The sequence below is a fragment of the Nonomuraea sp. NPDC049684 genome, from assembly GCF_044465345.1.
GTDB lineage: Bacteria > Actinomycetota > Actinomycetes > Streptosporangiales > Streptosporangiaceae > Nonomuraea.
The window spans coordinates 75,598-100,848 of the sequence record NZ_JBITLO010000014.1; the positions used below are offsets into that span (position 1 = coordinate 75,598).

The 25,251-nt window shown below is 72.6% G+C and carries 24 protein-coding genes; 16 read left to right on the top strand and 8 right to left on the bottom strand.

All coding sequences use genetic code 11. The features are described from left to right. Nucleotides 1-109 precede the first annotated feature (109 nt). Complete coding sequence (locus tag ACIBST_RS35760; RefSeq protein ID WP_397178006.1) at nt 110-517, bottom strand: secondary thiamine-phosphate synthase enzyme YjbQ; 408 nt, start codon at nt 515-517, stop codon at nt 110-112. Nucleotides 518-526: 9 nt separating this feature from the next. Beyond that, entirely contained in the window at nt 527-823 is a 297-nt protein-coding gene (locus tag ACIBST_RS35765; protein ID WP_397178007.1) for a DUF1918 domain-containing protein, read from the bottom strand. A 902-nt stretch (nt 824-1,725) separates the two neighbouring features. Here ACIBST_RS35765 and aceE point away from each other — a divergent pair. The 3 genes from aceE (at nt 1,726) to ACIBST_RS35780 (ending at nt 6,996) form a co-directional block, all read left to right on the top strand. Continuing rightward, the gene (gene aceE / locus ACIBST_RS35770; protein WP_397178008.1) at nt 1,726-4,524 is read left to right on the top strand and encodes a pyruvate dehydrogenase (acetyl-transferring), homodimeric type; all 2,799 of its coding nucleotides are present in this window, start codon (nt 1,726-1,728) and stop codon (nt 4,522-4,524) included. A gap of 215 nt (nt 4,525-4,739) precedes the next feature. Next, on the top strand, nt 4,740-6,239 hold the full coding sequence (locus tag ACIBST_RS35775; RefSeq protein ID WP_397178009.1) for an alpha/beta hydrolase: 1,500 nt from the start codon (nt 4,740-4,742) through the stop codon (nt 6,237-6,239). Between the two features lie 10 nt (nt 6,240-6,249). Further along, nucleotides 6,250-6,996 carry a maleylpyruvate isomerase family mycothiol-dependent enzyme gene (locus tag ACIBST_RS35780; RefSeq protein ID WP_397178010.1) on the top strand — a complete coding sequence of 249 codons (747 nt, stop codon included), beginning with the start codon at nt 6,250-6,252 and terminating at the stop codon, nt 6,994-6,996. 196 nt (nt 6,997-7,192) lie between these two features. Here ACIBST_RS35780 and ACIBST_RS35785 read toward each other — a convergent pair whose 3' ends face one another. The 3 genes from ACIBST_RS35785 to ACIBST_RS35795 all read right to left on the bottom strand — a co-directional run bounded on the left by ACIBST_RS35785 (nt 7,193) and on the right by ACIBST_RS35795 (nt 9,466). Continuing rightward, complete coding sequence (locus ACIBST_RS35785) at nt 7,193-7,555, bottom strand: VOC family protein (RefSeq protein WP_397178011.1); 363 nt, start codon at nt 7,553-7,555, stop codon at nt 7,193-7,195. A gap of 73 nt (nt 7,556-7,628) precedes the next feature. After that, nucleotides 7,629-8,357 carry a YafY family protein gene (locus tag ACIBST_RS35790; protein WP_352357678.1) on the bottom strand — a complete coding sequence of 243 codons (729 nt, stop codon included), beginning with the start codon at nt 8,355-8,357 and terminating at the stop codon, nt 7,629-7,631. Between the two features lie 86 nt (nt 8,358-8,443). Then, a complete protein-coding gene (locus ACIBST_RS35795) occupies nt 8,444-9,466 on the bottom strand; it encodes a PHP domain-containing protein (RefSeq protein WP_397178012.1) in 1,023 nt (340 codons plus the stop codon). 90 nt (nt 9,467-9,556) lie between these two features. Between ACIBST_RS35795 and ACIBST_RS35800 the strand changes: the two genes are divergently transcribed. The 9 genes from ACIBST_RS35800 (at nt 9,557) to ACIBST_RS35840 (ending at nt 17,745) form a co-directional block, all read left to right on the top strand. Continuing rightward, nucleotides 9,557-9,955, top strand: coding sequence for a hypothetical protein (locus ACIBST_RS35800; protein ID WP_397178013.1), 399 nt, complete (start codon nt 9,557-9,559; stop codon nt 9,953-9,955). A 1-nt stretch (nt 9,956) separates the two neighbouring features. Further along, nucleotides 9,957-11,102 (top strand): glutathionylspermidine synthase family protein, encoded by a 1,146-nt coding sequence (locus ACIBST_RS35805; protein ID WP_397178014.1) that lies wholly within the window; start codon nt 9,957-9,959, stop codon nt 11,100-11,102. Between the two features lie 24 nt (nt 11,103-11,126). Beyond that, nucleotides 11,127-11,558 (top strand): DUF350 domain-containing protein, encoded by a 432-nt coding sequence (locus ACIBST_RS35810; protein ID WP_397178015.1) that lies wholly within the window; start codon nt 11,127-11,129, stop codon nt 11,556-11,558. A 95-nt stretch (nt 11,559-11,653) separates the two neighbouring features. Then, entirely contained in the window at nt 11,654-12,778 is a 1,125-nt protein-coding gene (locus tag ACIBST_RS35815) for a helix-turn-helix domain-containing protein (RefSeq protein WP_357965870.1), read from the top strand. 103 nt (nt 12,779-12,881) lie between these two features. After that, the gene (locus ACIBST_RS35820) at nt 12,882-13,778 is read left to right on the top strand and encodes an ACP S-malonyltransferase (RefSeq protein ID WP_397178016.1); all 897 of its coding nucleotides are present in this window, start codon (nt 12,882-12,884) and stop codon (nt 13,776-13,778) included. Then, complete coding sequence (locus ACIBST_RS35825; protein ID WP_397178017.1) at nt 13,775-14,731, top strand: beta-ketoacyl-ACP synthase III; 957 nt, start codon at nt 13,775-13,777, stop codon at nt 14,729-14,731. The genes ACIBST_RS35820 and ACIBST_RS35825 overlap by 4 nt, the downstream gene beginning before the upstream one ends. 81 nt (nt 14,732-14,812) lie before the next feature. Further along, nucleotides 14,813-15,052, top strand: coding sequence for an acyl carrier protein (locus ACIBST_RS35830; RefSeq protein ID WP_125639869.1), 240 nt, complete (start codon nt 14,813-14,815; stop codon nt 15,050-15,052). A 36-nt stretch (nt 15,053-15,088) separates the two neighbouring features. After that, nucleotides 15,089-16,321 carry a beta-ketoacyl-ACP synthase II gene (gene fabF / locus ACIBST_RS35835; RefSeq protein ID WP_397178018.1) on the top strand — a complete coding sequence of 411 codons (1,233 nt, stop codon included), beginning with the start codon at nt 15,089-15,091 and terminating at the stop codon, nt 16,319-16,321. Continuing rightward, a complete protein-coding gene (locus tag ACIBST_RS35840; protein WP_397178019.1) occupies nt 16,321-17,745 on the top strand; it encodes an acyl-CoA carboxylase subunit beta in 1,425 nt (474 codons plus the stop codon). The genes fabF and ACIBST_RS35840 overlap by 1 nt, the downstream gene beginning before the upstream one ends. A 153-nt stretch (nt 17,746-17,898) precedes the next feature. Here the strand turns inward: ACIBST_RS35840 and ACIBST_RS35845 are convergent, their stop codons facing one another. Next, nucleotides 17,899-18,393, bottom strand: coding sequence for a DUF3145 domain-containing protein (locus tag ACIBST_RS35845; RefSeq protein WP_352323642.1), 495 nt, complete (start codon nt 18,391-18,393; stop codon nt 17,899-17,901). A 175-nt stretch (nt 18,394-18,568) separates the two neighbouring features. Between ACIBST_RS35845 and ACIBST_RS35850 the strand changes: the two genes are divergently transcribed. The 4 genes from ACIBST_RS35850 to ACIBST_RS35865 all read left to right on the top strand — a co-directional run bounded on the left by ACIBST_RS35850 (nt 18,569) and on the right by ACIBST_RS35865 (nt 23,293). Next, complete coding sequence (locus tag ACIBST_RS35850) at nt 18,569-19,582, top strand: S8 family peptidase (RefSeq protein ID WP_397178020.1); 1,014 nt, start codon at nt 18,569-18,571, stop codon at nt 19,580-19,582. A 72-nt stretch (nt 19,583-19,654) separates the two neighbouring features. Continuing rightward, on the top strand, nt 19,655-20,215 hold the full coding sequence (locus ACIBST_RS35855) for an RNA polymerase sigma factor (protein WP_397178021.1): 561 nt from the start codon (nt 19,655-19,657) through the stop codon (nt 20,213-20,215). Beyond that, entirely contained in the window at nt 20,212-20,673 is a 462-nt protein-coding gene (locus ACIBST_RS35860; RefSeq protein ID WP_397178022.1) for a hypothetical protein, read from the top strand. Before ACIBST_RS35855 ends, ACIBST_RS35860 begins: the two co-directional genes overlap by 4 nt. A 67-nt stretch (nt 20,674-20,740) precedes the next feature. Continuing rightward, on the top strand, nt 20,741-23,293 hold the full coding sequence (locus tag ACIBST_RS35865) for a CHAT domain-containing protein (RefSeq protein WP_397178023.1): 2,553 nt from the start codon (nt 20,741-20,743) through the stop codon (nt 23,291-23,293). 13 nt (nt 23,294-23,306) lie between these two features. On the opposite strand, the gene ACIBST_RS35870 is transcribed toward ACIBST_RS35865, so the two are convergent. Further along, nucleotides 23,307-24,119 (bottom strand): sulfurtransferase, encoded by an 813-nt coding sequence (locus tag ACIBST_RS35870; protein ID WP_397178024.1) that lies wholly within the window; start codon nt 24,117-24,119, stop codon nt 23,307-23,309. Beyond that, entirely contained in the window at nt 24,116-25,228 is a 1,113-nt protein-coding gene (locus ACIBST_RS35875) for an alkaline phosphatase family protein (RefSeq protein WP_397178025.1), read from the bottom strand. The genes ACIBST_RS35870 and ACIBST_RS35875 overlap by 4 nt, the downstream gene beginning before the upstream one ends. Between the last annotated feature and the right edge of the window lie 23 nt (nt 25,229-25,251).

The following is a 25,251-nucleotide window of genomic DNA, read 5'->3' on the forward strand; positions in this document are numbered from 1 at the left end:
TCCTGCTTGAGTGGCCCCGCTCTATGCGGTTTATCGCTTCGGCACAGTCCACACGCTGTGACCCTCAGTCGTCAACGGTCGCCACGGGTACGGCCGTAGTCGGCCAGAATCAATCTGACAAAAACGACAGGCGAACCTGGCGTTGCGTGTTGTCGACATTGAGGTCGACCAGCGCGACGGACTGCCATGTGCCCAACGCCATTCTCCCGCCCAGCACGGGGATCGTGGCGTACGGCGGGATCAGCGCGGGCATGACGTGTGACCTGCCGTGACCGCGCGAACCGTGGGCATGACGCCAGCGGTCGTCGGCCGGGAGCAGGTCACGCAGCGCGGTGATCAGGTCGTCGTCGCTCCCGGAGCCGAGCTCCAGCAGCGCCACGCCCGCGGTCGCGTGCGGCACGAAAACGTGCAACAGGCCGTCTTCTCCCTGCGCGCGCACGAATTCAGCGCATTCAGCGGTGATGTCGTGCACGGTCTCGCGTGAACCCGTGGCCACGGAGATGATTTCTGATCTCACAGGGAAATCCTACTGAGGCACAACGACCGCATCAGGGCCGGGAAAGACCAGCCCGGTGTGGCCGTCGTCGAACCGCACCATGTACGGAGGCCCGCCGTCCATGCCGTGGACCTCGGTGATGACGCCGCTCCGGTCCCTTTCGCCGACGGTGTTGCCGTGCATCAGGAGCCGGTCTCCTGCCGTCGCATTCATACCTTCCACATTGGTACGGCGGACGGCCGAGGAAAAGAGCGGATCCCGGGGATGGCGATTTTTTGCCGGGTCTTCATAGGGGCCGGAAATGATGACCGAAACGTTACGCGGCACATGTGCGCGGTTTCGGCCGCCGCGACCCGGCTGTGGTCGTCGGATCACCTGACCACCACGACATAAGGGCTGGTCAGAGCCGGGACGGCGGGGTCGCGTCCGGCTCTGTCGCCTGATGGTTCCGATATGGCCTCATTTCGGCAGCGGCCCGGCCGAGAGCCGTTTGTGCACGCGAGTGGAGGCAGCCGGAGGCCCCGGTCGGATGGGCGGTGAAGGGCCGGCGCGACAAGAGACACAAGGAGAGAGACCCCCACGGAGACGGAGACGCGGCTTCGAGCGGGGCCGACCGGCGGGGTCCGACTCCGCGTGCGCCGACCGGATGCAGCGGCCCGACCGGGCGCGGGCGGCCCGACCGGGCGCGGGCGGGCCTCGGGGGGTGCGAGCGCCTCAGGTGTGTGAGCGTGCGGTCTGTAATGGCGGCGGCCGGGTCTCGGATGCACTCCCGCCGGACAACCCCGGAGGGCGGTGGCCCCGCGAGGCCGTTCCGGAGCGCGTACAGAAGTAAAGAGAAGAGGTGTGCGCCTCGACACTCCCGCCGGGGACCGCCGCCCCGCCCGGCGCAACCGCAAAGACGGTGGCTAGACTCGCGCGGCGCGGCGCGGCGCGCCCGCCCCATCCGGACGAGGCACGGCCGAGGCGCGGACGGGGAACGGACGGGGAAGGGGTGAGGAGCGCCCGGTTCGGGGGAGGGTTGAGGGCGGAGGCCGACCCACCGGGCCAGCCCCCTAGGATTGGGGGGAAATTTCGTCCGTTTTCTAGTCTTGTTAAATTGCTCCACCGATGTAACCTTTGGTGGCGATTCGTCCTACCATCGGTGGTCTAGGCCACCAACATGGCCCTGCCAGCAGGGACGCTCTGGTTACCCGTCAGTAGAGATGCGTTTTCTACGACTAGCGACCAGGATGGAAGGCGACCCAGACCAGACTTCAGTCATTCTCGGAAGGCGAGACCCAGTGGCTTCCGGACGCCAGCGATTCTCGATCATCAGCGACGGCCTACCCAGCCAGCTGCCTGATGTCGACCCCAGTGAGACCAACGAGTGGCTCGAGTCTCTCGACAATGTCGTCAAGACCGAAGGCCGCACCAGAGCCCGCTACCTCATGCTCCGCATGCTGGAACGGGCCCGCGAGCACCAGGTCGGCGTGCCGGGCCTGCGCAGCACCGACTACATCAACACGATCCCGCCGGAGCGCGAGCCCTGGTTCCCGGGCGACGAGCACGTCGAGCGGCGCATCCGCGCCTACATCCGGTGGAACGCCGCGGTCATGGTGTCGCGGGCCAACGCCCGTACGAACGTGGGCGGCCACATCGCCACCTACGCCTCGGCGGCCTCGCTCTACGAGGTGGGCTTCAACCACTTCTTCCGCGGCAAGGACCACGGCGAGTCGGGCGACCAGGTGTTCTTCCAGGGCCACGCCGCGCCGGGCATCTACGCCCGCGCCTTCCTGGAGGGCCGCCTCAACGAGGCCCAGCTCGACGCGTTCCGGCAGGAGCTGTCGCACGGCTTCCGCGGCCTGCCCTCCTACCCGCACCCGCGGCTCATGCCCGACTTCTGGGAGTTCCCGACGGTCTCCATGGGCCTCGGCCCGATCGGCGCGATCTACCAGGCGCGGTTCAACCGCTACCTGCTCAACCGCCAGCTCAAGGACACCTCGCGCAGCCACGTGTGGGCCTTCCTCGGCGACGGCGAGATGGACGAGCCCGAGTCGCTCGGCGCGATCGGCCTGGCCGCCCGCGAGGAGCTGGACAACCTCACGTTCGTCATCAACTGCAACCTGCAGCGGCTCGACGGCCCGGTGCGCGGCAACGGCAAGATCATCCAGGAGCTGGAGTCGTACTTCCGCGGCGCCGGCTGGAACGTGATCAAGGTCGTGTGGGGCCGCGACTGGGACCCGCTGCTCGCGGCCGACGTCGACGGCGTGCTGGTCAACCAGATGAACACCACGCCCGACGGCCAGTTCCAGACCTACTCGGTCGAGACCGGCGGCTACATCCGCGACCACTTCTTCGGCGGCGACCCTCGTCTGCGCAAGATGGTCGAGCACCTGTCCGACGACGACATCCGCAAGCTGTCGCGCGGCGGCCACGACTACCGCAAGGTCTACGCGGCCTTCAAGGCGGCCCGCGAGCACGTCGGCCAGCCGACGGTGATCCTCGCCCAGACCATCAAGGGCTGGACGCTGGGCAAGGACTTCGAGGCGCGCAACGCCACCCACCAGATGAAGAAGCTCACCAAGGCCGAGCTGAAGGAGTTCCGCGACCGGCTCTACCTGCCGATCCCGGACTCGGCCCTGGAGGGCGAGCTGCCCCCGTACTTCCACCCGGGCGAGCACGACCCCGAGATCCAGTACATGAAGGAGCGCCGCGCGGCGCTCGGCGGGGTGCTGCCCAAGCGGGTCATGCGTGCCAAGCCGGTCAAGCTGCCCGGCGACGACGTCTACAGCCAGTTCCGCAAGGGCTCGGGCAAGCAGCAGGTCGCCACGACCATGGCGTTCGTGCGCCTGCTGAAGGACCTCATGCGCGACAAGGAGATCGGCCACCGGTTCGTGCCGATCATCCCCGACGAGGCCCGCACGTTCGGTCTCGACGCCATGTTCCCGACGGCCAAGATCTACTCGCCTCACGGGCAGACGTACGAGGCGGTCGACAGGGAGCTGCTGCTGTCGTACAAGGAGGCCGTGCAGGGGCAGATCCTGCACGAGGGCATCAGCGAGTCGGGCTCGATGGCCTCGACCATCGCGGCCGGCACCTCCTACGCCACGCACGGCGAGCACATGATCCCGGTCTACATCTTCTACTCGATGTTCGGGTGGCAGCGCACCGGCGACCAGATGTGGCAGATGGGCGACCAGATGGGCCGCGGCTTCCTGCTCGGCGCCACCGCCGGCCGCACCACGCTCAACGGCGAGGGCCTGCAGCACGAAGACGGCCACACGCCGCTCATCGCCTCGACGAACCCGGCCGCGGTCTCCTACGACCCGTCCTGGGCCTTCGAGGTCGCCCACATCGTCAAGGACGGCCTGCGCCGCATGTACGGCGAGCAGCCCGAGGACGTCTTCTACTACCTGACCGTCTACAACGAGCCCTACCTGCAGCCCGCGCAGCCGGCCGACCTCGACGTCGAGGGCCTGCTCAAGGGCCTGTACAAGTTCGCCGAGGGCCCGCAGACGCAGGGGCCGAAGGCCAACATCCTGGCCTCGGGCGTGGCGGGGCCGTGGGCCATGGAGGCCCAGCGCCTGCTGGCCGAGGAGTGGGGCGTGTCCGCCGACGTGTGGTCGGCGACGTCGTGGTCCGAGCTGCGGCGCGACGCGCTGGCGTGCGAGGAGCACAACCTGCTCAACCCCGACGCCGAGCAGCGCGTCCCGTACGTGACGCAGGCGCTCTCGCAGGCCGGCGGCCCGTTCGTGGGCGTCAGCGACTACATGAAGGCGGTCCAGGACCAGATCGCGCAGTGGGTGCCGGGTGACTGGTCCTCGCTGGGCACCGACGGGTTCGGCCTGTCCGACACCCGCTCGGCGCTGCGCCGCCACTTCCACGTGGACGCCGCCTCGATCACGCTGGCCGTGCTCACCCGGCTGGTCAAGCGGGGCGAGCTCGACGGCGAGGTGCTGCGCGAGGCCATCGCCCGCTACCACCTGAAGAACGGCGTCACCGAAGCCGGCGGCGCGGAGAGCAACGACACCCAGTCGATGGGCGTCTGAGTCATCCGGAAGGCGCGCTCCCGCGAAGAACATTTCGCGGGAGCGCCGTCATGTCCGGGCCTCCGCTCCGTTTGACGGATGAGGCGGCACGTCCAGGAGGGGTACGTGCCGCCTCACCCAGGACCGCCTCACACAGGGCCGCCTCACACAGGTTCGCCGCGGGGTCCCGTATCGTGGGCACTGCTTCCCCCGAAGACACGAAGGGGAATGTTCGTATGCGACGCGTCCTAGCCGCCGCCCTGCTCGTAACGGCCGCGGGCTGCGCGAGTGCACCCGCAGAGCCCGCCACCGACGGGCCCGCCGCCGACACCGACAAGATCGCGTGGGGGCCGTGCACCGACATCAAGCGCCCGGACGGCGAGCCACCGGCACAGCAGGACGCCTCGGTGCGCTGCGGGAAGCTGGCGGTGCCCCTCGACTACTCCCGCCCCGACGGCGACAAGCTGGAGCTGGCGCTCATCAAGCTGGCGGCCACCGATCCGAAGAAGCGGCTCGGCTCGATGGTGTTCAACTTCGGCGGGCCGGGCGCCTCCGGCGTGGACACCCTCGACCAGGCCGCCAAGGCGCTGACCTCACTGCGCGCCCACTACGACCTGGTCAGCTTCGACCCGCGCGGCGTCGAGCGCAGCGCAGGCGTACGCTGCGGCGACAGCGCGCAGATGGACCGGTTCGTCTCCCTCGACACGCTGCCCACCAACGCGCAGACCCATCAGGAGAGCCTGGACGCCAACAAGGAGTTCGCCCAGCTCTGCCAGCAGCACTCCGGCAAGGTCCTGCCCTACGTCGGCACCGTCAACGCCGCCCGCGACATGGACCGCATCCGCGCCGCCGTCGGCGACCCCAAGCTGAACTACGTCGGCATGTCGTACGGCACCCAGCTCGGCGCCGTCTACGCCACCCAGTTCCCCAAGAACGTGGGCCGCATGCTGCTCGACGCGCCGCTCGACCCGACGGTCACCTTCGAGCAGCGCACGCTGACCCAGACCCGCGGCTTCCAGCAGGCGTACGAGAGCTTCCTGCGCAGCTGCGTCAAGGGCGGCTGCGAGGTCGGCAAGGACGTGACCGCCGCGAACGCCAACGTCGAGAACCTGATGAACCAGCTCACCACCAAGCCGCTGAAGGTGGACGGCCGGCAGCTCACCCAGGGCCTGGCCTCCACCGGCGTGGCCGCCGCCCTGTACTCCGAGCTGACCTGGCCGTTCCTGGAGAAGGCGCTCGGCGAGGCGCTGAAGGGCCACGGCGAGGCGCTGATGTACCTGGCCGACTCCTACACCGGACGCTCGGAGGACGGCACCTACTCCACGCAGATGACCAGCTTCCCGGCCATCACCTGCGTGGACACCGCCGAGCGGCCCAGCGAGGCCGAGCTGCGGCGCACCGAGGCGGCGGCGCTGCGGATCTCGCCGCTGTTCGGCAGCGAGGGCTCGGGCGGACTGTGCCGGGTGTGGCCGGCCAAGGGCAGCAACCAGGCGCGGCACGTCAACGCCACCGGGTCGGCGCCGATCCTGGTCGTGGGCGGCAAGGGCGACCCCGCCACGCCGTACCAGTGGGCGCCGCGGCTGACGGCCCAGCTCAGGACCGCGCGGCTGGTGACGTACGAGGGCGAGGGGCACGGGGCGTACCTGTCGGGCAGCAAGTGCGTGCAGGGGCTGGTGGACGCGTACCTGGTGGAGGGCAAGCTGCCCCCCAAGGGCGCGACCTGCCCGGCGGCCTAGTGTGTGACGGGTGACCGACAACGACACCTTCATCGCCCGGATCGAGGGCGAGGCCGCGCGGCTGGCGGCGCTGGCGACCGACCTGTCCGTCCCGGTGCCGACGTGCCCGGGATGGACGTTCGGCGATCTCCTCACGCACGTCGGCCGGACCCATCGCTGGGCGGCGTACGTGCTGCGCGACCGGGTCCAGGAGCGCGTCTGGTCGCGCGAGGTGCCCAGCGGCCTGGCCGAGGGCGCGCACGGCGACGCCGCCTGGCTCATGGAGGGCGCCGCCGACCTCCTGGACGTGCTGCGCACCGCCGACCCGGACCTGCCGGTGTGGACGTGGGGCCCGGACCGGCGGGCCGGCTGGTGGGCGCCCAGGATGCTGTTCGAGCTGGTGATCCACCGGGCCGACGCCGAGCTCGCACTCGGCCTCGACCCGGAGATCCCGGCGGCGACCGCCGTGGACGGCATCGAGGAGTTCCTGCACAACCTGCCGTACGCGTTCTGGGTGACCAGGTCGCTGGCCGGGCTCGGCGCGGAAGGGGCCAGGATCCACCTCCACGCGAGCGACCTCGACGGCGAGTGGACCGTCACGCAGGGCGCCGACGGGGCGGTCACCTGCGAACGCGGCCACACCAAGGGCGACGCCGCCGTGCGCGGCCCGGCGAGTGAACTGCTCCTGATGCTCTACGGCCGGCGGCCCCCGCGGTCGTCGGCCGTCTTCGGCGACCACGACCTGCTGACCCGCTGGCTGGCGGCCGCCGCCTTCTGAACCGGACCCCCTGACGGGGGAAGGGGCCCTGGACGCGCCGCCGCTCGGCGATCGGCGGCGTGTCCAGGGCGGGTGAACCGCTCCCATGCGGCACGGCCCGCCTCGCGCGGCCCCGGTTCGGCGGGGAAGGTGCTTCCCCGGGGGCGCGAGCGCGGCGACGTCCCGCGAGCTCCGGCGGCGGACGCCGCCGGAGGGCTCACCTGCGGTGGAAGACTCCGAACAGGCTCCCCGAGACGTCGCGCAGATAGGCGAAGTCGGTGCCGGCGCCGTCGTCGATGACCTTCATCTCGACCTTGCCGCCGAGCGACTCGCTCTTGGCGCACGCGGCCTCGACGTCGGCGACCTGCACGTGGAAGACCGCGTGGGCGGGGAAGTCGCCCTTGTTGTTGAACAGGCCGCCGCCGGGCCGCTCGCCGCCCGGGTAGCCGATCATGCGGTAGTCGAGCGGGCCGTCGTCGTCGCGGCTGAACGACCAGCCGAACAGCTCGCCGTAGAAACGTTCGGCGCCTTCGGGGTCGTCGGTCGAGATCTCGAACCAGGTCACCGTGTTGTCCATCATCGCCTCCTCATTTTTCGAACAAGACAACGATGTATCGCTATGGCGACAACCCTATGTCGGTGTTTTCGCATGATTAATCGAGCATGGTTCCGCGGACCACCATCTCCGGCACGTCGGGGGCGAACCCTTCGAGCGGCCGCTCGGGGCAGCGCTCGACGGTGACGACGGCCGCGGCGATGCGGTCGAGCCGGAAGACGCGGACGTCCTCGCGCAGCCGGCACCACGCCACGAGGTACCAGAAACCGCCGCGCCCGCCCAGGAACACGCCCGGCTCGACGTCGCGCGAGGTGAGCGCGCCCTTGGCGTCGGCGTAGTCGAGCCTGAGCACGCGCCGCCGCAGCAGCGCCTCCTCGATGGCCCTGGAGATGCCCTCGGCGCCGAGCGGCCGGCTCGGGGAGCCGGGCTCTGGCGGCTCGCTGACGAGCTGGACCCGCCGCGCCAGCTCCCTGGCCAGATCGCCCTCGGGCCCCGGCATGGCCGAGACCACCTTGCGTAACGCGCTGCGGGCCTGGCGGCCGAACGGCTGGTCGCCGGCCTGGCTGAGGGCCACCGCGATGGCCACCGCCTCGGCCGGGGTGAAGTTGAGCGGGGGCAGCGACATCTTCTTGTCGAGGGCGTAGCCGCCCCTGCGACCGGGCTCGGCGTAGATCGGCACCCCGGACCCCTGCAACGCGGTGATGTCGCGCTCGATGGTGCGCACGCTGACCTCGAACCTTTCGGCGAGCTCGCGGGCGGAGCGGCAGCGTGGCGCGATGGCGCGCAGGTCCTCGACGAGCGCATAGAGCCGGTCGGTACGGTTCACAGCCGGAACGCTACGCGCCGCCACCGACAATCACCGGCCCCGCGCGGCCCCCGCAAGAGGGGGCTAACCGCCCGGCCACCCAGATCTCACGCCGCCGTCCACTCCAGCAGCCGGTCCAGGGGCCAGGTGTTGACGATCCGCGCGGGCTCGATCCCGCAGCGCGCGGCACGCTCGCAGCCGAAGCGCTGCCAGTCGAGCTGTCCGGGCGCGTGCGCGTCGGAGTCGATCGAGAACACGCACCCCGTCTCGTAGGCCAGCCGCAGGAGCCGCTTGGGCGGGTCGAGCCGGTCGGGCCTGGAGTTGATCTCCACGGCCACCCCGAACCGCCGGCACGCCTCGAAGACCAGCTCGGCGTCGAACTCCGACTCCGGCCGCTTGACCCCGCGCTCGCCGCCCGCCCGCACGACCCGCCCGGTGCAGTGGCCGAGGACGTCGACCAGGGGGTTCGCGACGGCGGTGACCATGCGGCGGGTCATCTCCTCGCGGTCCATGCGCAGCTTGGAGTGGACGCTGGCCACGACCACGTCGAGCCGTTCGAGCAGCGCCGGGTCCTGGTCGAGCGAGCCGTCGAGGTGGATGTCGACCTCGATGCCGGTCAGGATGCGGAAGGGCGCCAGCCGCTCGTTGAGCCCGGCCACCACGTCGAGCTGCCGCTCCAGCCGCTCGGCCGACAGTCCCTTGGCCACGGTCAGGCGCGGCGAGTGGTCGGTCAGCGCCCAGTACTCGTGCCCGAGCCCCCTGGCGGCCTCGGCCATCTCCTCGATCGGCGAGCCGCCGTCGGACCAGTCGGAGTGGCTGTGCAGGTCGCCCTTCAGCGCCTCGCGCAGGGCCGCGGTCTCGGCGTCGAGCTCGACGCCCTCGGTGGCCCGCAACCTACGCAAATACGTCGGAACCTGACCGTCGAGCGCTTCGTTGATCACGAGGGCGGTGACCTTGCCGATGCCGGGGAGGTCGCCCAGCCCGCCGGTTCCGGCCAGCCGCGCGAGCTCCCCTTCCGGCAGGTCGTCCACGACCGCGGCCGCGCGGCGGAACGCGCGGACCCGATAGGTGGGCTCACCTGCGCGTTCGAGCAGGAAGGCGATCTCGCGCAGGGCCTGGACCGGTTCCATGAGTCATTCATACCCGAGCGGACGACCACCGGCATTGAACAGGGGCGAAGGGCACCGATAGGCTGATTCGCCCAGGAAAGCAGGAACCACATGGCACAACCGCCGCGCACGCCGGCTCCCCCACCCCCGCGCAAGTCGTCCAAGGCCGTCCCACTGACCATTCTCGGGGTCCTGTCGGTGATGCTGGTGGGCTACTGCGCGGCGACCCAGGACGACGACGACGTCACCGCCGACTGCGTGGTGCGGCTGGAGGACGGCACGTACGAGGTCGTCGACGACGACTACTGCGACGACGACGGCGGTGGCGGCGGGTCGCACTACTACGCCGGTTCGCGCGGCGCGTACATGTGGTACTACGGCGGCCACCGGGTCGGCAACCGCATGCAGGGCGGCACCACGTACCGGCCGTCCGACGTGAACATCTCCAGCCGCAGCGGCAAGTCGATCCAGCGCGGCGGCTTCGGCAACAGCTGGGGCGGCGGGAGCTGACGTGCGCCGCGAGCATGGCATCGCCCGTCCCGGCTGGGAGAAGACGATCGAGAGCCAGGGCCTGGCCTACCACCGGGCGGCCCACCCCGAGGGCCTGAGCCGGCCCTACTGGGACGAGTCGGTGCACTACGTCCTGTCCCTGGAGGAGGTGGAGTCGCTGGAGGAGCAGGTCGAGGAGCTGCACGGCATGTGCCTGCGGGCCGTCGAGCACGTCGTCTCGACCGGCCGCTACGCCGACTTCGCCGTCCCCGAGTGGGCCAGGGACGCCGTGGCCCACTCCTGGGAGCGTCGCGACCCCCACCTGTACGGCCGCTTCGACCTGCGCTACGACGGCACCGGCCCGGCCCGGCTGCTGGAGTACAACGCCGACACGCCGACGTCGCTGGTGGAGGCGTCGGTGATCCAGTGGTTCTGGCTGCAGGACGTCCACCCCGGCGACGACCAGTGGAACTCCCTGCACGAGCGGCTCATCGAGCGCTGGCGCGAGCTGCCGCTGCCGCCCGGCCCCACGCACTTCGCCTTCACCAACGCCGACGAGACGGGCGAGGAGGCCATGACGGTCGCCTACCTGCAGGAGACCGCCGAGCAGGCCGGCCGGCGGACGGTCGCCGTCGCCATGGAGGACATCGGCTGGGACGAGCTCAACCGCCGTTTCGTCGACGCCGGGGACGAGATGATCCGCTCGGCGTTCAAGCTCTACCCCTGGGAGTGGATGCTCGCCGACGACTTCGGCCGGCACGCGGTGCGCCACTCCACCTGGATCGAGCCGCTGTGGAAGGCGCTGCTGTCGAACAAGGCGCTGCTGGCCGTGTTGTGGGAGCTCTACCCCGGCCATCCCAACCTGCTGCCCGCCTACCTCGACGGGCCGCGCGAGCTGACCTCCTACATCGCCAAGCCGCTGCTGGGCAGGGAGGGCGCCTCGATGCGCATCGTCACCCCCGAGGGCGCCCAGGAGACCCCGGGCCGTTACGGCCGGGAGGGCTACGTCTTCCAGGGGTTCGAGGCCCTGCCCGCGTTCGAGGGCCAGCGGCCGGTGCTCGGCGCCTGGGTGGTCGCCGACGAGGCCGCCGGGCTCGGCATCAGGGAGACCACCGGCCTGATCACCGATGACACCTCCTCCTTCGTCCCTCATCGCATCGCGATCTGAAGCACCCCCGTGATTGGAAATGACGTGACCCTTCTCGAAGTCCTGGCCCGCGGCGCCGGCGCGATCGCCGCGTACGCCGCCGTCGGCGTGATCCTGCTGATCGTCGGCTTCTACGTGATCGACTGGGCCACGCCCGGCAAGCTGAGCGAGATCATCCGCACCCAGCGCAACGCCAACGCCACGCTGCTCACCACGTCCGCGCTGGCGGCGATCGGGCTCATCGTGGCCGCGTCCATCTGGTCCTCCGGCGGCCGGCTGGCCGAAGGGCTCGCGGGCACGGCCGTGTTCGGGCTGGTCGGCATCGTGGTGCAGACGGTGGCCATGCTGGTGTTCGACAAGGTCGTCGGGATCTCCGTACGCGAGCTGGTGAAGGAGCCGGAGCTGCAGCCCGGCGCGCGCCTGCTGGCGGTCACCAACGTGGCGATCGGCCTGATCACGGCGGTTGCGGTCATCTGAAACACCACCGTTCCGGTCATCGGAACCGACCTGGCACTCTAGGAGGCGTGACAGACCGGACCCGGGAGGACACCACGCGAAGGCTCGAGCGCGCCATGGGCGCGCTCGGCACGGCGGCGATGGCCCGCATGGACGACCAGCTCCCCTGGTTCCGTGCGCTCAGCGCCGAGGACCGCTCGTGGGTGGGCCTGGTGGCCCAGGCCGGCATCGCCGCGTTCGTGGAGTGGTTCCAGCACGCCGGCGAGAACCGGCCGACGCCCAGCATCGAGTTCTTCGGCACGGCCCCGCGCGAGCTCAAACGCTCGATCTCGCTCCAGCAGACGGTCGACATCGTCCGGGTCGTGGTCGAGGTGGTCGAGGCCCAGACCGACGAGCTGGCCGCGCCGGGCGGCGAGGACCAGCTCCAGCAGGCCATGCTCCGCTACACCCGCGACGTGGCCTTCGCCGCCGCGCACGTCTACGCCCGCGAGGCCGAGGCCCGCGGCTCCTGGGACGCCAGGCTGGAGGCGCTGATCGTCGACGCGCTGGTGCGCGGCGAGGTCGACGACGGCCTCCACTCCTGGGCCGCCGCCCTCGGCTGGACCTCCTCCCCCGTCGTCGTGATCGCCGGGCACGCCCCCGACGACGACCCGCGCGCGGTCATCGACGGCCTGCGCGACAAGGGCCGCCGCATCGGCATGGACCTGCTGGCCGGCGTGCAGGCCGACCGGCTGATCGTGATCGTGGGCGGGGCCGACAGCGTCCACGACGCGGCCCGGCAGGTCGTGGCGCGCTTCGGCGTGGGCCCGATCGTCATCGGCCCCGAGGTGCCCGACCTGCACGCCGCCGCGCGGTCGGCGCGGGCCGCGCTGGCCGGGCTGAAGGCCTCCGCGGGCTGGCCGGACGCCCCCAGGCCGGTGCACGCCGAGGACCTGCTGGCCGAACGCGCCCTCGACGGCGACGCCGACGCCAGGGAGCAGCTCATCGAGAACGTCTACCTGCCGTTGGCCGGCACTCCCCTGCTCGATACGCTGGCCACCTACCTCGAACAGGGCACCTCCCTGGAGGCGACGGCGCGGCTGCTGTTCGTGCACCCGAACACGGTCCGCTACCGTCTGAAGAAGATCACCGAGCTCACGGGCTACCAGCCCACCGAGGGCAGGTCGGCCTTCACGCTGCAGGTCGGCCTCATCCTGGGCCGGCTTTCCGAAGGCGCCGCGGCATGGCGGGCCCTAACGTAACATTCCCGAAATCTTCACTGTAGGGTTCCTACAAAGCACCCGGGACAAAGTTCGTACGGATCTCCATCCGCGTGTCGAAGTTCTACAGGGCATGGTGGTTTTTGTGCTTGTACTCGTCGCTCCGGGCCAAGGCGCCCAAACCCCAGGCTTCCTGACCCCCTGGCTTGAGTTGCCCGGTCTGGCCGACAGACTCGGCGCCTGGTCGGAGGTCGCCGGGATCGACCTGGTGGCCTACGGCACCACCGCCGACGCCGACGAGATCCGCGACACCGCCGTGGCGCAGCCGCTGCTCGTGGCCGCCGCGCTGGCCGCCGCCGAGGCGCTGGGGGCCTCCCCCGACGTCCTGGCCGGCCACAGCGTGGGCGAGTTCGCCGCGGCCGCGCTGGCCGGGGTGCTCACCGCCGAGCAGGCCCTGGGCCTGGTCCGCGAGCGCGCCCAGGCCATGGCCAAGGCCGCCGCCGTCACCGAGACCGGCATGACCGCCGTGCTCGGCGGCGTGGAGGCCGACGTGCTGGCCGCGATCGAGCGTCACGGGCTGACCCCGGCCAACATCAACGGCGCTGGCCAGATCGTGGCGGGCGGCACGCTGGAGCAGCTCGCCGCCTTCAAGGACGACGCGCCCGCCCGTGCCAGGCTCATCCCGCTCAAGGTGGCCGGGGCGTTCCACACCGGTCACATGGCCCCCGCCGTCGACGCCCTGCGCGAGGCGGCCTGGAACGTCGTGCCCGGCGACCCGCAGGTCACTCTGCTGTCCAACGCCGACGGCCGGCCCGCCGCGAGCGGCGCCGAGTTCGTCCAGCGGCTCATCTCGCAGATCAGCAGCCCCGTCCGCTGGGACCTGTGCATGGCGACGATGGCCGAGCTGGGCGTGACCAAGATGATCGAGCTGCTGCCCGGCGGCACGCTGACGGGGCTCGCCAAGCGCGGCCTGCGCGGCGTCGAGACCGTGGCGCTGAAGACACCCGACGACCTCGACGCGGCCAGGGAGCTGATCAAGTGAGGATCCCCGACATCGCCCCCGGCGCCCGGATTCTGGCCTTGGGCCATTACCAGCCGGACAACGTCGTCACCAACGACGACCTGGCCAAGACCATGGACACCAACGACGAGTGGATCCAGTCCCGCGTCGGGATCAAGGAGCGCCGGGTCGCCTCGGCCGCCGAGTCCGTCGAGGACATGGCGGTCCAGGCCGGCGGCAAGGCGCTGGCCGCCAGCGGCCTCACGCCCGACGAGATCGACCTGGTGATCGTGGCCACCTGCACGCTGGAGACCCAGATCCCCAACGCCGCGGCGCTCGTGGCCCACCGGCTGGGCATCAAGTCCCCGGGCGCCTTCGACGTCAACGCCGCCTGCGCCGGCTTCTGCTACGCGCTGGCCACCGCCAGCGCCGCCGTCCGCGGCGGCTCGGCCAGGAACGTGCTGGTCGTCGGCTCGGAGAAGCTGTCGCAGTGGGTCGACTGGACCGACCGGTCCACGGCCGTGATCTTCGCCGACGGCGCCGGCGCCGCGGTGGTCGGCCCGACCGACACGCCCGGCATCGGCCCGGTCGTCTGGGGCAGCTCCGGCGACAGGTCCGAGGCCATCTCCATCGCCGACCGCACGAAGTTCCTCTTCCAGGAGGGCCAGACGGTCTTCCGCTGGGCCACCACCGCGCTGCACCCGGTGGCCCTGGAGGCGTGCGCCCGCGCCGGGGTCGACCCCTCGGAGCTGGCGGCGTTCGTCCCCCACCAGGCCAACCTGCGCATCATCGAGGCCATCGCGCGCAAGCTCGGTGCCGACAAGGCCGTCGTCGGCCGCGACATCGTCACCGCGGGCAACACGTCGGCGGCCTCCATCCCGCTCGCGCTCTCGCGGATGCTGGAGCGCGGCGAGGTCCGCTCAGGCGACCTCGCGCTCATCCTCGGCTTCGGCGCCGGTCTGACCTATGCGGGCCAAGTGATCGAGATTCCGTAGGATCCGGTACGGCTCCCGCCGTACCTCAGCTCGTACGGCGGACGCCGTACAGAAACCAGAAAATGAAGGAGAAGTAGCGACATGGCTGCCACCGAGCAGGAGATCCTCGCGGGCCTCGGCAAGATCATCAACGAGATCACCGGCATTCCGGCCGGCGAGGTGACCCCCGAGAAGAGCTTCGTCGACGACCTCGACATCGACTCCCTGTCCATGGTCGAGATCGCCGTGGCCGCTCAGGACGAGTTCGGCGTCGAGATCCCCGACGACCAGCTGAAGAACCTGAAGACGGTCAAGGACGTCCTCAACTTCATCCAGGCCTGACACCCAGCAGTTCTGACCAGTAAGGAGCGCGAAAACGTGAGTGCGAACCGGGTACGTGTCGTCGTCACCGGGCTCGGCGCGACGACGCCCGTCGGTGGAGACGTCACCTCGACCTGGACGGCGCTCCTCGCCGGTCAGTCGGGTGTGGAGACCCTCACCACGGAGTGGATCGACTCCGTCCCCGTGCGGTTCGCGGGGACGGCGGCGGTCGACCCCACCGAGGTGCTGCCCCGCCCCGAGTCCCGCCGTCTCGACCGCAGCGAGCAGTTCGCCCTGGTCGCCGCCAGGGAGGCCTGGCAGGACGCCGGCGCCCCCGAGGTGGCCCCCGAGCGGCTGGGCGTCGTGGTCTCCAGCGGCATCGGCGGCATCAGCACCACCCTGACCGCCTACGACACGTGGAAGGAGCGCGGCTGGAACCGGCTGTCGCCCTTCACCGTGCCGATGCTCATGCCCAACGGCCCGGCCGCCTGGATCGGCATCGACCTGGGCGCCCAGGCGGGCGTGCACGCCACCGTCTCCGCCTGCGCCTCCGGCGCCGAGGCGATCGGCTACGCCATGGACATGATCCGGCTCGGCCGTGCCGACGTGGTGGTCGCCGGCGGCACCGAGGCCGCCATCCACGGCCTCAACATCGCCGCCTTCGCCGCCGCGCGGGCGATGTCCACCCGCAACGACGACCCGCAGGGCGCCTCCCGGCCGTGGGACCGCGACCGCGACGGGTTCGTGCTCGGCGAGGGCGCCGGCATCGTGGTGCTGGAGTCGGAGGAGCACGCCAAGGCGCGCGGCGCGCGCATCTACGCCTACGCCTCCGGCGTCGGCTACTCGGCCGACGCCCACCACATCACCCAGCCCGAGCCCGAGGGCCGCGGCATCATCATGGCGATGACGCAGGCGCTGACCGACGCCGAGATCACCGGCGTCGACGTCAAGCACGTCAACGCGCACGCCACCTCCACCCCGGCGGGCGACGTCGGCGAGGTGCAGGCCGTGGCCAAGGCCATCGGCACCCACCCGCTGGTCACCTCGACCAAGTCCATGACCGGTCACCTGCTCGGCGGCGCCGGCGGCATCGAGTCCGTCTTCACGATCAAGGCGCTGCAGGAGCGGATCGTCCCGGCCACCATCAACCTCGACAACCTCGACGACGGCATCGAGGTCGACATCGTCCACGGCGCGAACCGCTCGCTGCCGCAGGGTGACATCGCCGCGGTCAACAACTCCTTCGGGTTCGGCGGGCACAACGTGACCGTCGTCTTCAAGGGGGCTTGATGACCGTACTGGACAGCCGGGTGGTGGGCGAAGGCTCCGGCCAGGAGCCCGCCGACCCCCGCGATCCAGTCGTCCGCCTGGCAGCGCTGCTCGACGAGGGCTCGCTGCGGCTCATCACCCCGCAGGACAACAGCGGCGTCCTGGCCGCCATGGGCCGGATCGAGGGCGTGCCCGTCGCCGCCTTCTGCAGCGACGCGCGCTTCCAGGGCGGCGCGATGGGCAGCGAGGGCTGCGAGCACATCGTGCACGCCTACGACGTGGCCGTCCGGGAGCGGGTGCCGGTCATCGGCATCTGGCACTCCGGCGGCGCCCGGCTCGCCGAAGGCGTCGAGTCGCTGCACGCCGTCGGCCGGGTGTTCGCGGCCATGACCAAGGCGTCGGGCGTCGTGCCGCAGATCTCGGTGGTCGTCGGCCCGGCGGCCGGCGGCGCCGCCTACGGCCCCGCGCTCACCGACCTGGTGATCCTGGCCGACACCGGCCGCATCTTCGTGACCGGCCCCGACGTCGTGCGCAGCGTCACCGGCGAGAACGTCGACAGCGAGGCGCTGGGCGGCCCCGAGCCGCACAGCAGGCGCAGCGGCGTCGTGCACGTCGTCACCAAGACCGAGGCCGAGGCCTACCTCCAGGCGCGCCGGCTCGCCACGCTGCTCGGCCACCAGGGCCGGGTGCGGCCCGGCGCGGTCGAGGAGGTCGACTTCTCCTCGCTGCTGCCCGAGTCCGCGCGCCGGGCCTACGACGTCAAGCCGCTGGTCAACGGCCTGCTCGACGAGGCCGGCGTCGAACTGCACGCCAAATGGGCGCCCAACGTCGTCACGTCTCTGGGCCGTCTCGGCGGCCGGACGGTCGGTGTCGTCGCCAACAACCCGTTGCGGCTGGGCGGCTGCCTCGACGCCACGTCCGCCGAGAAAGCCGCTCGCTTCGTACGTATGTGTGACGCCTTCGGAGTGCCGTTGGTTGTCCTCGTGGACGTGCCGGGTTACCTGCCGGGCGTCGGCCAGGAGCACGACGGCGTCGTCCGGCGCGGCGCCAAGCTGCTGCACGCCTTCGCCGAGGCGTCGGTGCCCCGGGTCACCGTGGTCACCCGCAAGGCGTACGGCGGGGCGTACATCGCGATGAACTCACGGGCACTGGGCGCCACCAGGGTGTTCGCCTGGCCGACCACCCAGGTGGCGGTCATGGGAGCGGTGGCGGCGGTGCGCGTGCTCAAGCGGCGCGAGCTCGCCGCCGCGCCCGAGGAGGAGCGCCCGGCGCTGGAGCAGCGGCTCGCCGAGGAGCACGAGCAGCTCGCCGGCGGCCTGGCCCGCGCCCAGGAGCTGGGCGTCATCGACGAGGTGATCAAGCCCGCCGAGACGCGCGGCGCCATCGCCAAGGTGCTCGCCCAGGCCACCCCGGCCAGGGGCGCCCACGGCAACATCCCGCTGTAGCGGCCGGTTCCACGCGAAAGGCCCCGCACCGAGACCCGGTGCGGGGCCTTTCCGTCGTTCGAGAAGCCGGACGGCTCCAGGGCATGACGTGCGTGCCGCGGGCCGCCCCCGGCAGGCGCTCGGCGGGAGGTGGGGCGGGGTCAGACGGCGGGGTCAGACGGCGGCGTGCAGCCAGCGGACGGGAGCGCCGTCGCCGGCGTACCGGAAGGGCTCCAGCTCTTCGTCCCACGGCCGGCCGAGCAGCTTGTCGAGCTCGTCCTCCAGCACGCACCGGCCCTGGGCGGCCATCATCATGGCGGCACGCAGGCGGTCTTCGGGGATCATGATGTCCCCGGCCGCGCCGATGACCGCCGTGAAGGCGCCGAGCGTCGGCGTGTAGGCGTGTCTGGAGCCGTCGACGCCGGGCGAGGGATCCTCGGTGATCTCGAATCGCAGGCGCTGCCAGCCCATGAGCGAAGAGGCGATGGCCGCCGCGATGCCGGCGCGGCCCTCCCACTCCGCCTGCGCGCGCACGACGTTCGGCGCGGCTGGTTGCGGTGTCCACGTCAGATCAACGGGCACGCCGAGGACACCCGCGACTGCCCATTCGATGTGAGGGCACAGCGCGGGCTGAGCCGAGTGGACGTAAAGCACGCCACGAGCAGACACCGGACCTCCCGTTTCGGTACGAGGTGCGCCTTCCCCAACGGCCTCGCCCCGGGATGATCACAAGTGACTAGGGGAAGACTACCGTCGGTCGCCATCGGACACCAGAGGGGGGCCATACCAAGTTGGTGCGGGCGTGTCACGTGACAGTTGTGGCGGACGGGGAAACAACCGGCTCATGGACATGCAATCTGTCGGCGAGGCGTTCATCCGGCCAGGTCAGGTGCTGGTCGACCGGGGCGCGGTGTCGGCCGCCGCCCGCTGGACGCAGGCGGTCTCCGAGGCCGACGGGGTCACCGTCCTGCACCTGACGGCCGGGGTGGACCCGTGCGAGATCACCGCCGAGCTGCGCGACCGGGGCTTCCGGGCCTCGCCCAACCACGTGCTCACCGGCCAGCCGCTGTTCTTCGGCGGACCGGCGTCCCGGCCGTTCCCCGCGCCGCCCGTCTCCTTCAGGCCGGCCAGGTCGCGTTCGGACGTGGTCGTGGCCCTGCTCGACACCGGCGTGGCCAAGCACCCGTGGTGGTCGGGCAGCGACTGGTACGCCGGGCTCGGCCCGGAGAGCGCCGACGCGGCCCAGGGGGCGCAGGCCGGGCACGGCACGTTCGTCGCCGGCCTGCTGGCCCGCCGGGCGCCCGGCGCCAGGCTGCGGGTCCGCCGCGTGCTCGACGGCGACGGCCTGGGCGACGAGGCGACCGTGGTGCGCACCCTCCACCGCATGCGCGAGGACCCGCCGCAGGTGCTCAACCTCTCCTTCGGCTGCCACTCCTTCGACGACCGGCCGCCGCCCCTGCTGGCCGACGCCATCGGCGCGCTGAAGGACACGGTGACGGTGGCCTGCGCCGGCAACACCGCCTCCGACCGGCCGTTCTGGCCCGCCGCCCTGCCGTGCGCGGTGGGCGTGGCGGCCCTCGACGCCGCCCAGGAGCGCCGCGCGCCCTTCTCCGGATACGGCACCTGGGTCGACGCCTGCGCCCGCGGCGACTGGCTGACCAGCAGCTTCCTGGACACCGGCGAGTTCGCCGGCTACGCGGCCTGGAGCGGCACGTCGTTCGCCACCGCGCTGGTGTCGGGGGCCGTGGCCGACGCCGCCCGGCGCGAACCGGCCAAGGAAGCCGTCGAACGACTGCTCGACCCCCGGCAGTCCCGGCAAATTCCCGATCTGGGAGTTGTCGTACCCACGAGTCTGTAGAGTTTACGCTCAGTCCTCGGCCAATCACGCGGAGGCAGGATGACCTCCCCGTGCGGGACGAAAGGAGGCCGCTTGAGCGACTTGCGCGAACCGGCGGAGCTGCTCCGCGACGCGGCCGACGGCGACCGATCAGCCTGGGACGAGATGGAGTCCCGGTTCGGCCCGCGCATGTGGGCGCTGGCCCGCTCGTGCGGGCTGGGCGAGGCCGACGCCGCCGACGCGGTCCAGGGCGCCTGGCTGCGGCTGCTCCAGCACCTGCACGACATCCGCGACCCCTCGCGGGTGGGCGGCTGGCTGATGACCACCACCCGCCGCGAGGCGCTGCTGCTGCTCCGGAAGGAGCCGTCGGGCCTGCTGGTCGCCGATCCGGAGGGCAGGCCCACCTTCGGGGCCGTCGAGGAGCCCGACCCCGCCTCCGCCGTGCTGGAGGCCGACGGCAGGCGGCTGCTGTGGAAGTCGGTCTCCGCCCTGCAGGAACCCTGCCGCACTCTGCTGCAACTGGTCGCGACCGATCTGGGCAACCAGCAGATGGCGATGCGGCTCGGGTTGCCCGTGGGCAGCGTGGGGCCGACCAGGGCCCGCTGCCTGGAGAAACTGCGCACTCTGCTCTCACTACAGGAGACAGCGCAATGATCAACGACGAGTACTTCCTGGCGGCGCTCCGGCTGGCCGCCGGCATGGATCCGATGCCCGGGCACGTGTCGGCCGCCGCGCGTGACGTCTACGGGCTGCGCGTCCCCCAGGCGGTGACCGCCAACCCCGCCGACCACGGCGGTGGCCGCGCGGCGCGCTCGGGTGCGCCCGACCGCGACGACGGCTCGCACCTGGTGCGGTTCGTCACCGACGGTCTCACCTTCGACCTGGAGGTGACCGTGGGCGACGGGCTGATCGACGTCGCCGGGCAGATCTTTCCCGACCCCGGGGAGGGCGCCGCCATCGACGTGCGCACCCCCCACCTGACGCTCACCCGGCAGGTCGCCCAGGACGGCCGGTTCGCCGCCACCGGGCTGCCGCCCGGGTGGCTGAGCATCGTGTGCCACCGTCCCGGTCATGCCCCCGTCCAGACCAGGTGGGTGCGCATCCGCACGTGACGCCGCCGCCCTGGCACGCGTCCGCGCCCTACGCCCCCACCCCCTCCTCCCCGCCGGTCAGCCCGCCATGAGCGTCACTTCTCCCCCACCAGGATCAGCACCCGACCACGGTCCGCTCGTCGAGGCGGCCGAGGCGGCCGTGCTGCGCGCGCACGTCGATCCCGAGCAGGCCCTTTACGCCGGCCGCACCGTCCTGGCCGCCGCCCGCCGGGCCGAGGCGCCCGAGGCCGAGGCCATCGCGCTGCGCGCCATGGCGCTGGCCGCCCGCGAGCTGGGCGACCTCCTCGGCGCCGAACACTGCCTGCGCCAGGCCATCGCCACCCCGGGCGCCCCGGCCGAGCGCCAGGCCCAGGCGCGGCTGTCGCTGGTCACCGTGCGCACCGAGCGCGGGCACCCGCTCCAGGCCCTGCGCGTGGCCGCCCTGGCCTGGGCCTACCTGTCGCCCCTCGACCGCGCCAAGCTCGACACCCAGCGCGCGGTCGCCCTGGCCCACCTGGGCCGCCACCAGGAGGCCATCGCCGCCTGCGACCGGTCGCTGCGGGCCCTCGTGGCCGCGCCCGGCACGGTCGACGACCGGCGGTTCCTGGCCGGCGGCCTGCTCAACCGCGGCCTGATCCACGCCTACCGCGGCGACTGGGACGCCGCCATGCGCGACATCGCGGCCTGCCTGCAGATCGCCCAGTACGCCGGCCTGCGCCACCTGGCCCGGCTGTCGGCCGCCAACCTGCCCTTCCTCGCCGTGCGGCGGGGGGACATCGCGAGCGCGTTCGAGCACTACCGGGAGGCCGAGGACACCCTGTTCGGCTTCCCCGAGCGGCTGGCCACGATGCGGGCCGACTTCGCCGGCGCGCTGCTGGCGGCGCACCTGCCCGGTGAGGCCAGGGCGATGCTGAGCCTGGCGGTGCCCGATCTGGAGTCCTCCGGCGCGCAGGTGGCGCTGGCCGAGGCGCGGCTCAAGCTGGCCCAGGTCGAGCTGCTCACCGGCGATCCCCACCGGGCCAGGCAGGTGGCCGAGCAGGCGGCGCGCGAGCTGGCCGAGCAGGAGCGGCTGTCGTGGCTGCCGCTGGCCGGCGAGGTCGTCCTGCGTGCCCGGCTGGCGCTCGGGCCGGTCACGTCCGAGCTGGTCGCCGATCTGATCAAGTGCGCCGACGAGCTGGAGGACGTCTCCTCGCACGTGGCCGCCGCCGCGGCGCTGCGGCTGAGCGCGGCCGAGGCGGCGCTCGCCGTCGACGACCATCCGGTGGCCTCGGCCCAGCTGCGCAGGCTCACCCGGCACGCCGAGCGAGCCGAGCGCTGGATGCCGGCCGGCACCCGCCTGACCTCGCTGGCCCCCGAGCCGCAGACCACGCAGCTCGCGCAGATCCCGGCGACCGTACGCCAGCACGCCCTGGCCCTGGAGGCGGCGCTGCGGGAGGACGTCACGGGGGCGCTGCGGGCGGTCCGCGACGGGCTGGCCGAGGTGAGCGGGCAGGTGGAGACGTTCGAGGATCCGGCGTTGCGGGCGCACGCGGCCCGGTCCGGCGAGCGGCTGGCCGCCTTCGGGCTGGGCCTGGCGGTGCGCGACGGGTGCGCGGGCGAGGTGTTCGAGTGGGCCGAGCGGTGGCGTGCGGTCGCGGCGCCGGAACACGCGTGCGGCCTGGTGGACGTCGACCGGGTCCGGGCGGCGCTCGACGGCGCGGCGCTGGTGGAGTTCGTGGCCGAGGAGGAGACGCTGCTGGCGGTGCTGATCACCGCCGACCGGCTGGTCCTGCGGCGGCTGGGCGGCGTGCGGCAGACGCGTGAGGCGATCATGCGGCTGCGCCACGCCCTGCGTCAGTGGGGTGCGGGGCTCGACGTGACCGGTCCCGCGCAGGCGCTCACCGAGCTGACCGGCGCCGGCGCGGAGCTGGAGCGGCTGCTGCTGGGGCCGCTCGTGGCCGAGCTGGGTGATCGGCCGCTGGTGGTGGTGCCGGTGGGGCCGCTGCACACCCTGCCCTGGGGCGCGCTGCCGGGGCTGCGCGAGCGTCCCGTGAGCGTGGCGGCGAGCGCGGCGGCGTGGGTGGGCGCGCGGCGGCGGGCCCGCCTGCGGGAGGGGGCGCCGGTGGTGCTGGCGGCGGCCGGGCCCGACCTGGTCCACGCCGAGGAGGAGGTGGCCCGCGTGCTGGCCTGCCATCCGGGCGCGCGGGCGGTGCCCGGCCGCCGGGACGCCGTGCTGGCCGCGCTCGGCGAGGCCGACGTCCTCCATCTGGCCGCGCACGGCGCCTTCCACGCCCGCAGCCCGCTGCTGTCCGGCATCACGCTCGGCGACGGGCAGCTCATGGCCTACGACCTGCTGGGCCGGCACCGCGCGCCGGAGCTGGTCGTGTTGTCGGCGTGCAACTCGGGCATGGCCCGCACGCCTGCGGAGGGGGCGCCGCTCGGGCTGCCGGGCACGTTCCTGGCGCGCGGGAGCTCATGCGTGGTGGCGGGGATGGTGCCCATCGGGGACGAGGCCGCGATGGCCATGATGGGCGCCTTCCACGAGCTGCTGGCCGCCGGGCAGGCGCCGGACGCGGCTCTGGCCTGCGCGTCGGCCAAGACCGGCCTGCTGGGGTTCGTCTGTTTCGGGGCGGGCGACCGGCCGGTCCATCCGGCCGGCTGACCGCGTTCGGGCGTCAGCCGGTGGCCACCGGGCGGGCGGGGTCGGCGACCCAGTTCGACCAGGAGCCGACGTAGAGGGCCGCGGGCACGCCGGCCAGCTCCAGGGCCAGCACCTCGTGGGCGGCGGTGACCCCCGACCCGCAGTAGGCGCCCACCGGGACGCCCTCGCGCACGCCCAGCCCGGCGAAGCGCTCGCGCAGGACGGCGGGGGCGAGGAACCTGCCGCCCGCGTCGACGTTGCCGGTCGTGGGCGCGCTCACCGCGCCGGGCACGTGCCCGGCCACCGGATCGACGGGCTCGACCTCGCCCCGGTAACGTTCGGCGGCGCGGGCGTCGAGCAGCACGCCCTCGGCGGCCACCGCGGCGGCCTCGTCGGCGGTCAGCGTCGGCATGCCGCCGGGCCTGGCGGTGAAGTCGCCCGGCGCGATCGCGGGCTCGTCCTTCGTGACCGGCAGGCCCGCCTCGGTCCAGGCCGCCAGGCCGCCGTCGAGCACGCGTACGGACGTGTGGCCGAAGAAGCGCAGCGCCCACCAGGCGCGGGCGGCGGTCGTGGAGCCGGCGTCGTCGTAGACCACGACCGGGCGGCCGTCGCGGACGCCCAGCGCGCGCATGGCCCGCTGGAACTCGTCGGCGCCCGGCAGCGGGTGGCGGCCGGCGGGGCCGGGGGGCGCGGCGAGGTCGGCGTCGACGTCGCAGAAGACGGCGCCCGGGAGGTGCCCCTCGCGGTAGAGCCCGATCCCGGGCGGGCCGCCGAGCCGCCAGCGCACGTCGAGCACGGACACCTCCGGCAGCGCGGCGAGCTCGGCGGGCGTGATCAGCGCACTCATCGGGTGGAAACCTCCAGCAGCGGGACGTTGAGCTCGGCGGCGGTCAGCGAGCCGTGGTAGCCGGTGAACAGCGCCTCGATCGGATGACGGGTGGGAGCGGTGACGGCCAGACCGGCCCGGGGCACGGCCACGACGTCGCCGATGCGGCCCAGCCACGCCTCGCGCACCCGGGGCCCGAACCAGCCGGACTCGACCGCCTCCTGCCTGGACACTACCCAGGCGCGCTCGCCCAGCGTCGCGCGCCACGCCTCCAGGACGTGCCCGGCGGCGCCGGGCTCGGCGTAGACGTGCCTGGCCCGGGCCTCGCCGCCGAGCAGCGCGACGCCCTCGGTCAGCGCGGGCACGCGCTCGGCGTCGAGCTTCTCGGTGGCGTTGACCATGCCGTGGTCGGCGGTGACGTAGAGGGCCGAACCGGGCGGCAGCGACTCGGCCAGCCGCCGGGCCAGGCCGTCGACGACGGCCAGCTCGGCCAGCCACTCCTCGCCACCCCATCCGGACATGTGGCCGACGGCGTCGAGCTTGCCGTAGTAGGCGGTGACGTGGGCGCGGGGCGCGCCGCGCAGCGCCTCGCCGACGCGGGCGACGATGTCGTCGACGCCGTCGGCGGGCACGTGGCGCACGCCGCGGTAGACGGCCCTGGTCAGGCCGGAGCCCTCGAACTCGGCGGGGGCCACGTAGACGGCGTCGACGCCCTGGGCCGCGGCCCGCTGGTAGACGGTGGTGGCGGGCTGCCACTCCTCGGGGTCCATCGTCCGGCCGCCGGGGAGGGTCCAGCGCAGGCAGTTGAACAGGTGGCCGGTGCCGGGGACGGCCAGCGTCAGGCCGACCATGCCGTGCTCGCCCGGGGTCAGGCCGGTGCCGAGTGAGCACAGGCTGGTGACGGTGGTGGCGGGGAAACCGGCGGTGAGGATGCGGGCGGGCAGGGCGGACAGGAAGGGGGCGGTCTCGGGGTGGGCGCGGAGCAGCTCGGCCCCCAGGCCGTCGACCAGGAGCAGGCAGACGCGCGCCGCGGGGTCGAGGGCCAGCGGGTTGGGCTCGGTCAGGCCGAGGGCGGCCAGCAGCGAACCGGGAAGGTCCGCCAGCGACCCGGCGCCGTAGTCCGGCAGCATCCCCACATCCTAGTGGCCGCGGG

Excerpts from the sequence above, each read along its gene's own strand:
- aceE (WP_397178008.1), top strand. The coding sequence starts at position 1,726 with ATGGAAGGCGACCCAGACCAGACTTCAGTCATTCTCGGAAGGCGAGAC.
- ACIBST_RS35775 (WP_397178009.1), top strand. The coding sequence starts at position 4,740 with ATGCGACGCGTCCTAGCCGCCGCCCTGCTCGTAACGGCCGCGGGCTGC.
- ACIBST_RS35785 (WP_397178011.1), bottom strand. The coding sequence starts at position 7,555 with ATGATGGACAACACGGTGACCTGGTTCGAGATCTCGACCGACGACCCC.
- ACIBST_RS35795 (WP_397178012.1), bottom strand. The coding sequence starts at position 9,466 with ATGGAACCGGTCCAGGCCCTGCGCGAGATCGCCTTCCTGCTCGAACGC.
- ACIBST_RS35800 (WP_397178013.1), top strand. The coding sequence starts at position 9,557 with ATGGCACAACCGCCGCGCACGCCGGCTCCCCCACCCCCGCGCAAGTCG.
- ACIBST_RS35815 (WP_357965870.1), top strand. The coding sequence starts at position 11,654 with ATGGGCGCGCTCGGCACGGCGGCGATGGCCCGCATGGACGACCAGCTC.
- ACIBST_RS35830 (WP_125639869.1), top strand. The coding sequence starts at position 14,813 with ATGGCTGCCACCGAGCAGGAGATCCTCGCGGGCCTCGGCAAGATCATC.
- ACIBST_RS35840 (WP_397178019.1), top strand. The coding sequence starts at position 16,321 with ATGACCGTACTGGACAGCCGGGTGGTGGGCGAAGGCTCCGGCCAGGAG.
- ACIBST_RS35850 (WP_397178020.1), top strand. The coding sequence starts at position 18,569 with ATGGACATGCAATCTGTCGGCGAGGCGTTCATCCGGCCAGGTCAGGTG.
- ACIBST_RS35860 (WP_397178022.1), top strand. The coding sequence starts at position 20,212 with ATGATCAACGACGAGTACTTCCTGGCGGCGCTCCGGCTGGCCGCCGGC.
- ACIBST_RS35865 (WP_397178023.1), top strand. The coding sequence starts at position 20,741 with ATGAGCGTCACTTCTCCCCCACCAGGATCAGCACCCGACCACGGTCCG.
- ACIBST_RS35870 (WP_397178024.1), bottom strand. The coding sequence starts at position 24,119 with ATGAGTGCGCTGATCACGCCCGCCGAGCTCGCCGCGCTGCCGGAGGTG.
- ACIBST_RS35875 (WP_397178025.1), bottom strand. The coding sequence starts at position 25,228 with ATGCTGCCGGACTACGGCGCCGGGTCGCTGGCGGACCTTCCCGGTTCG.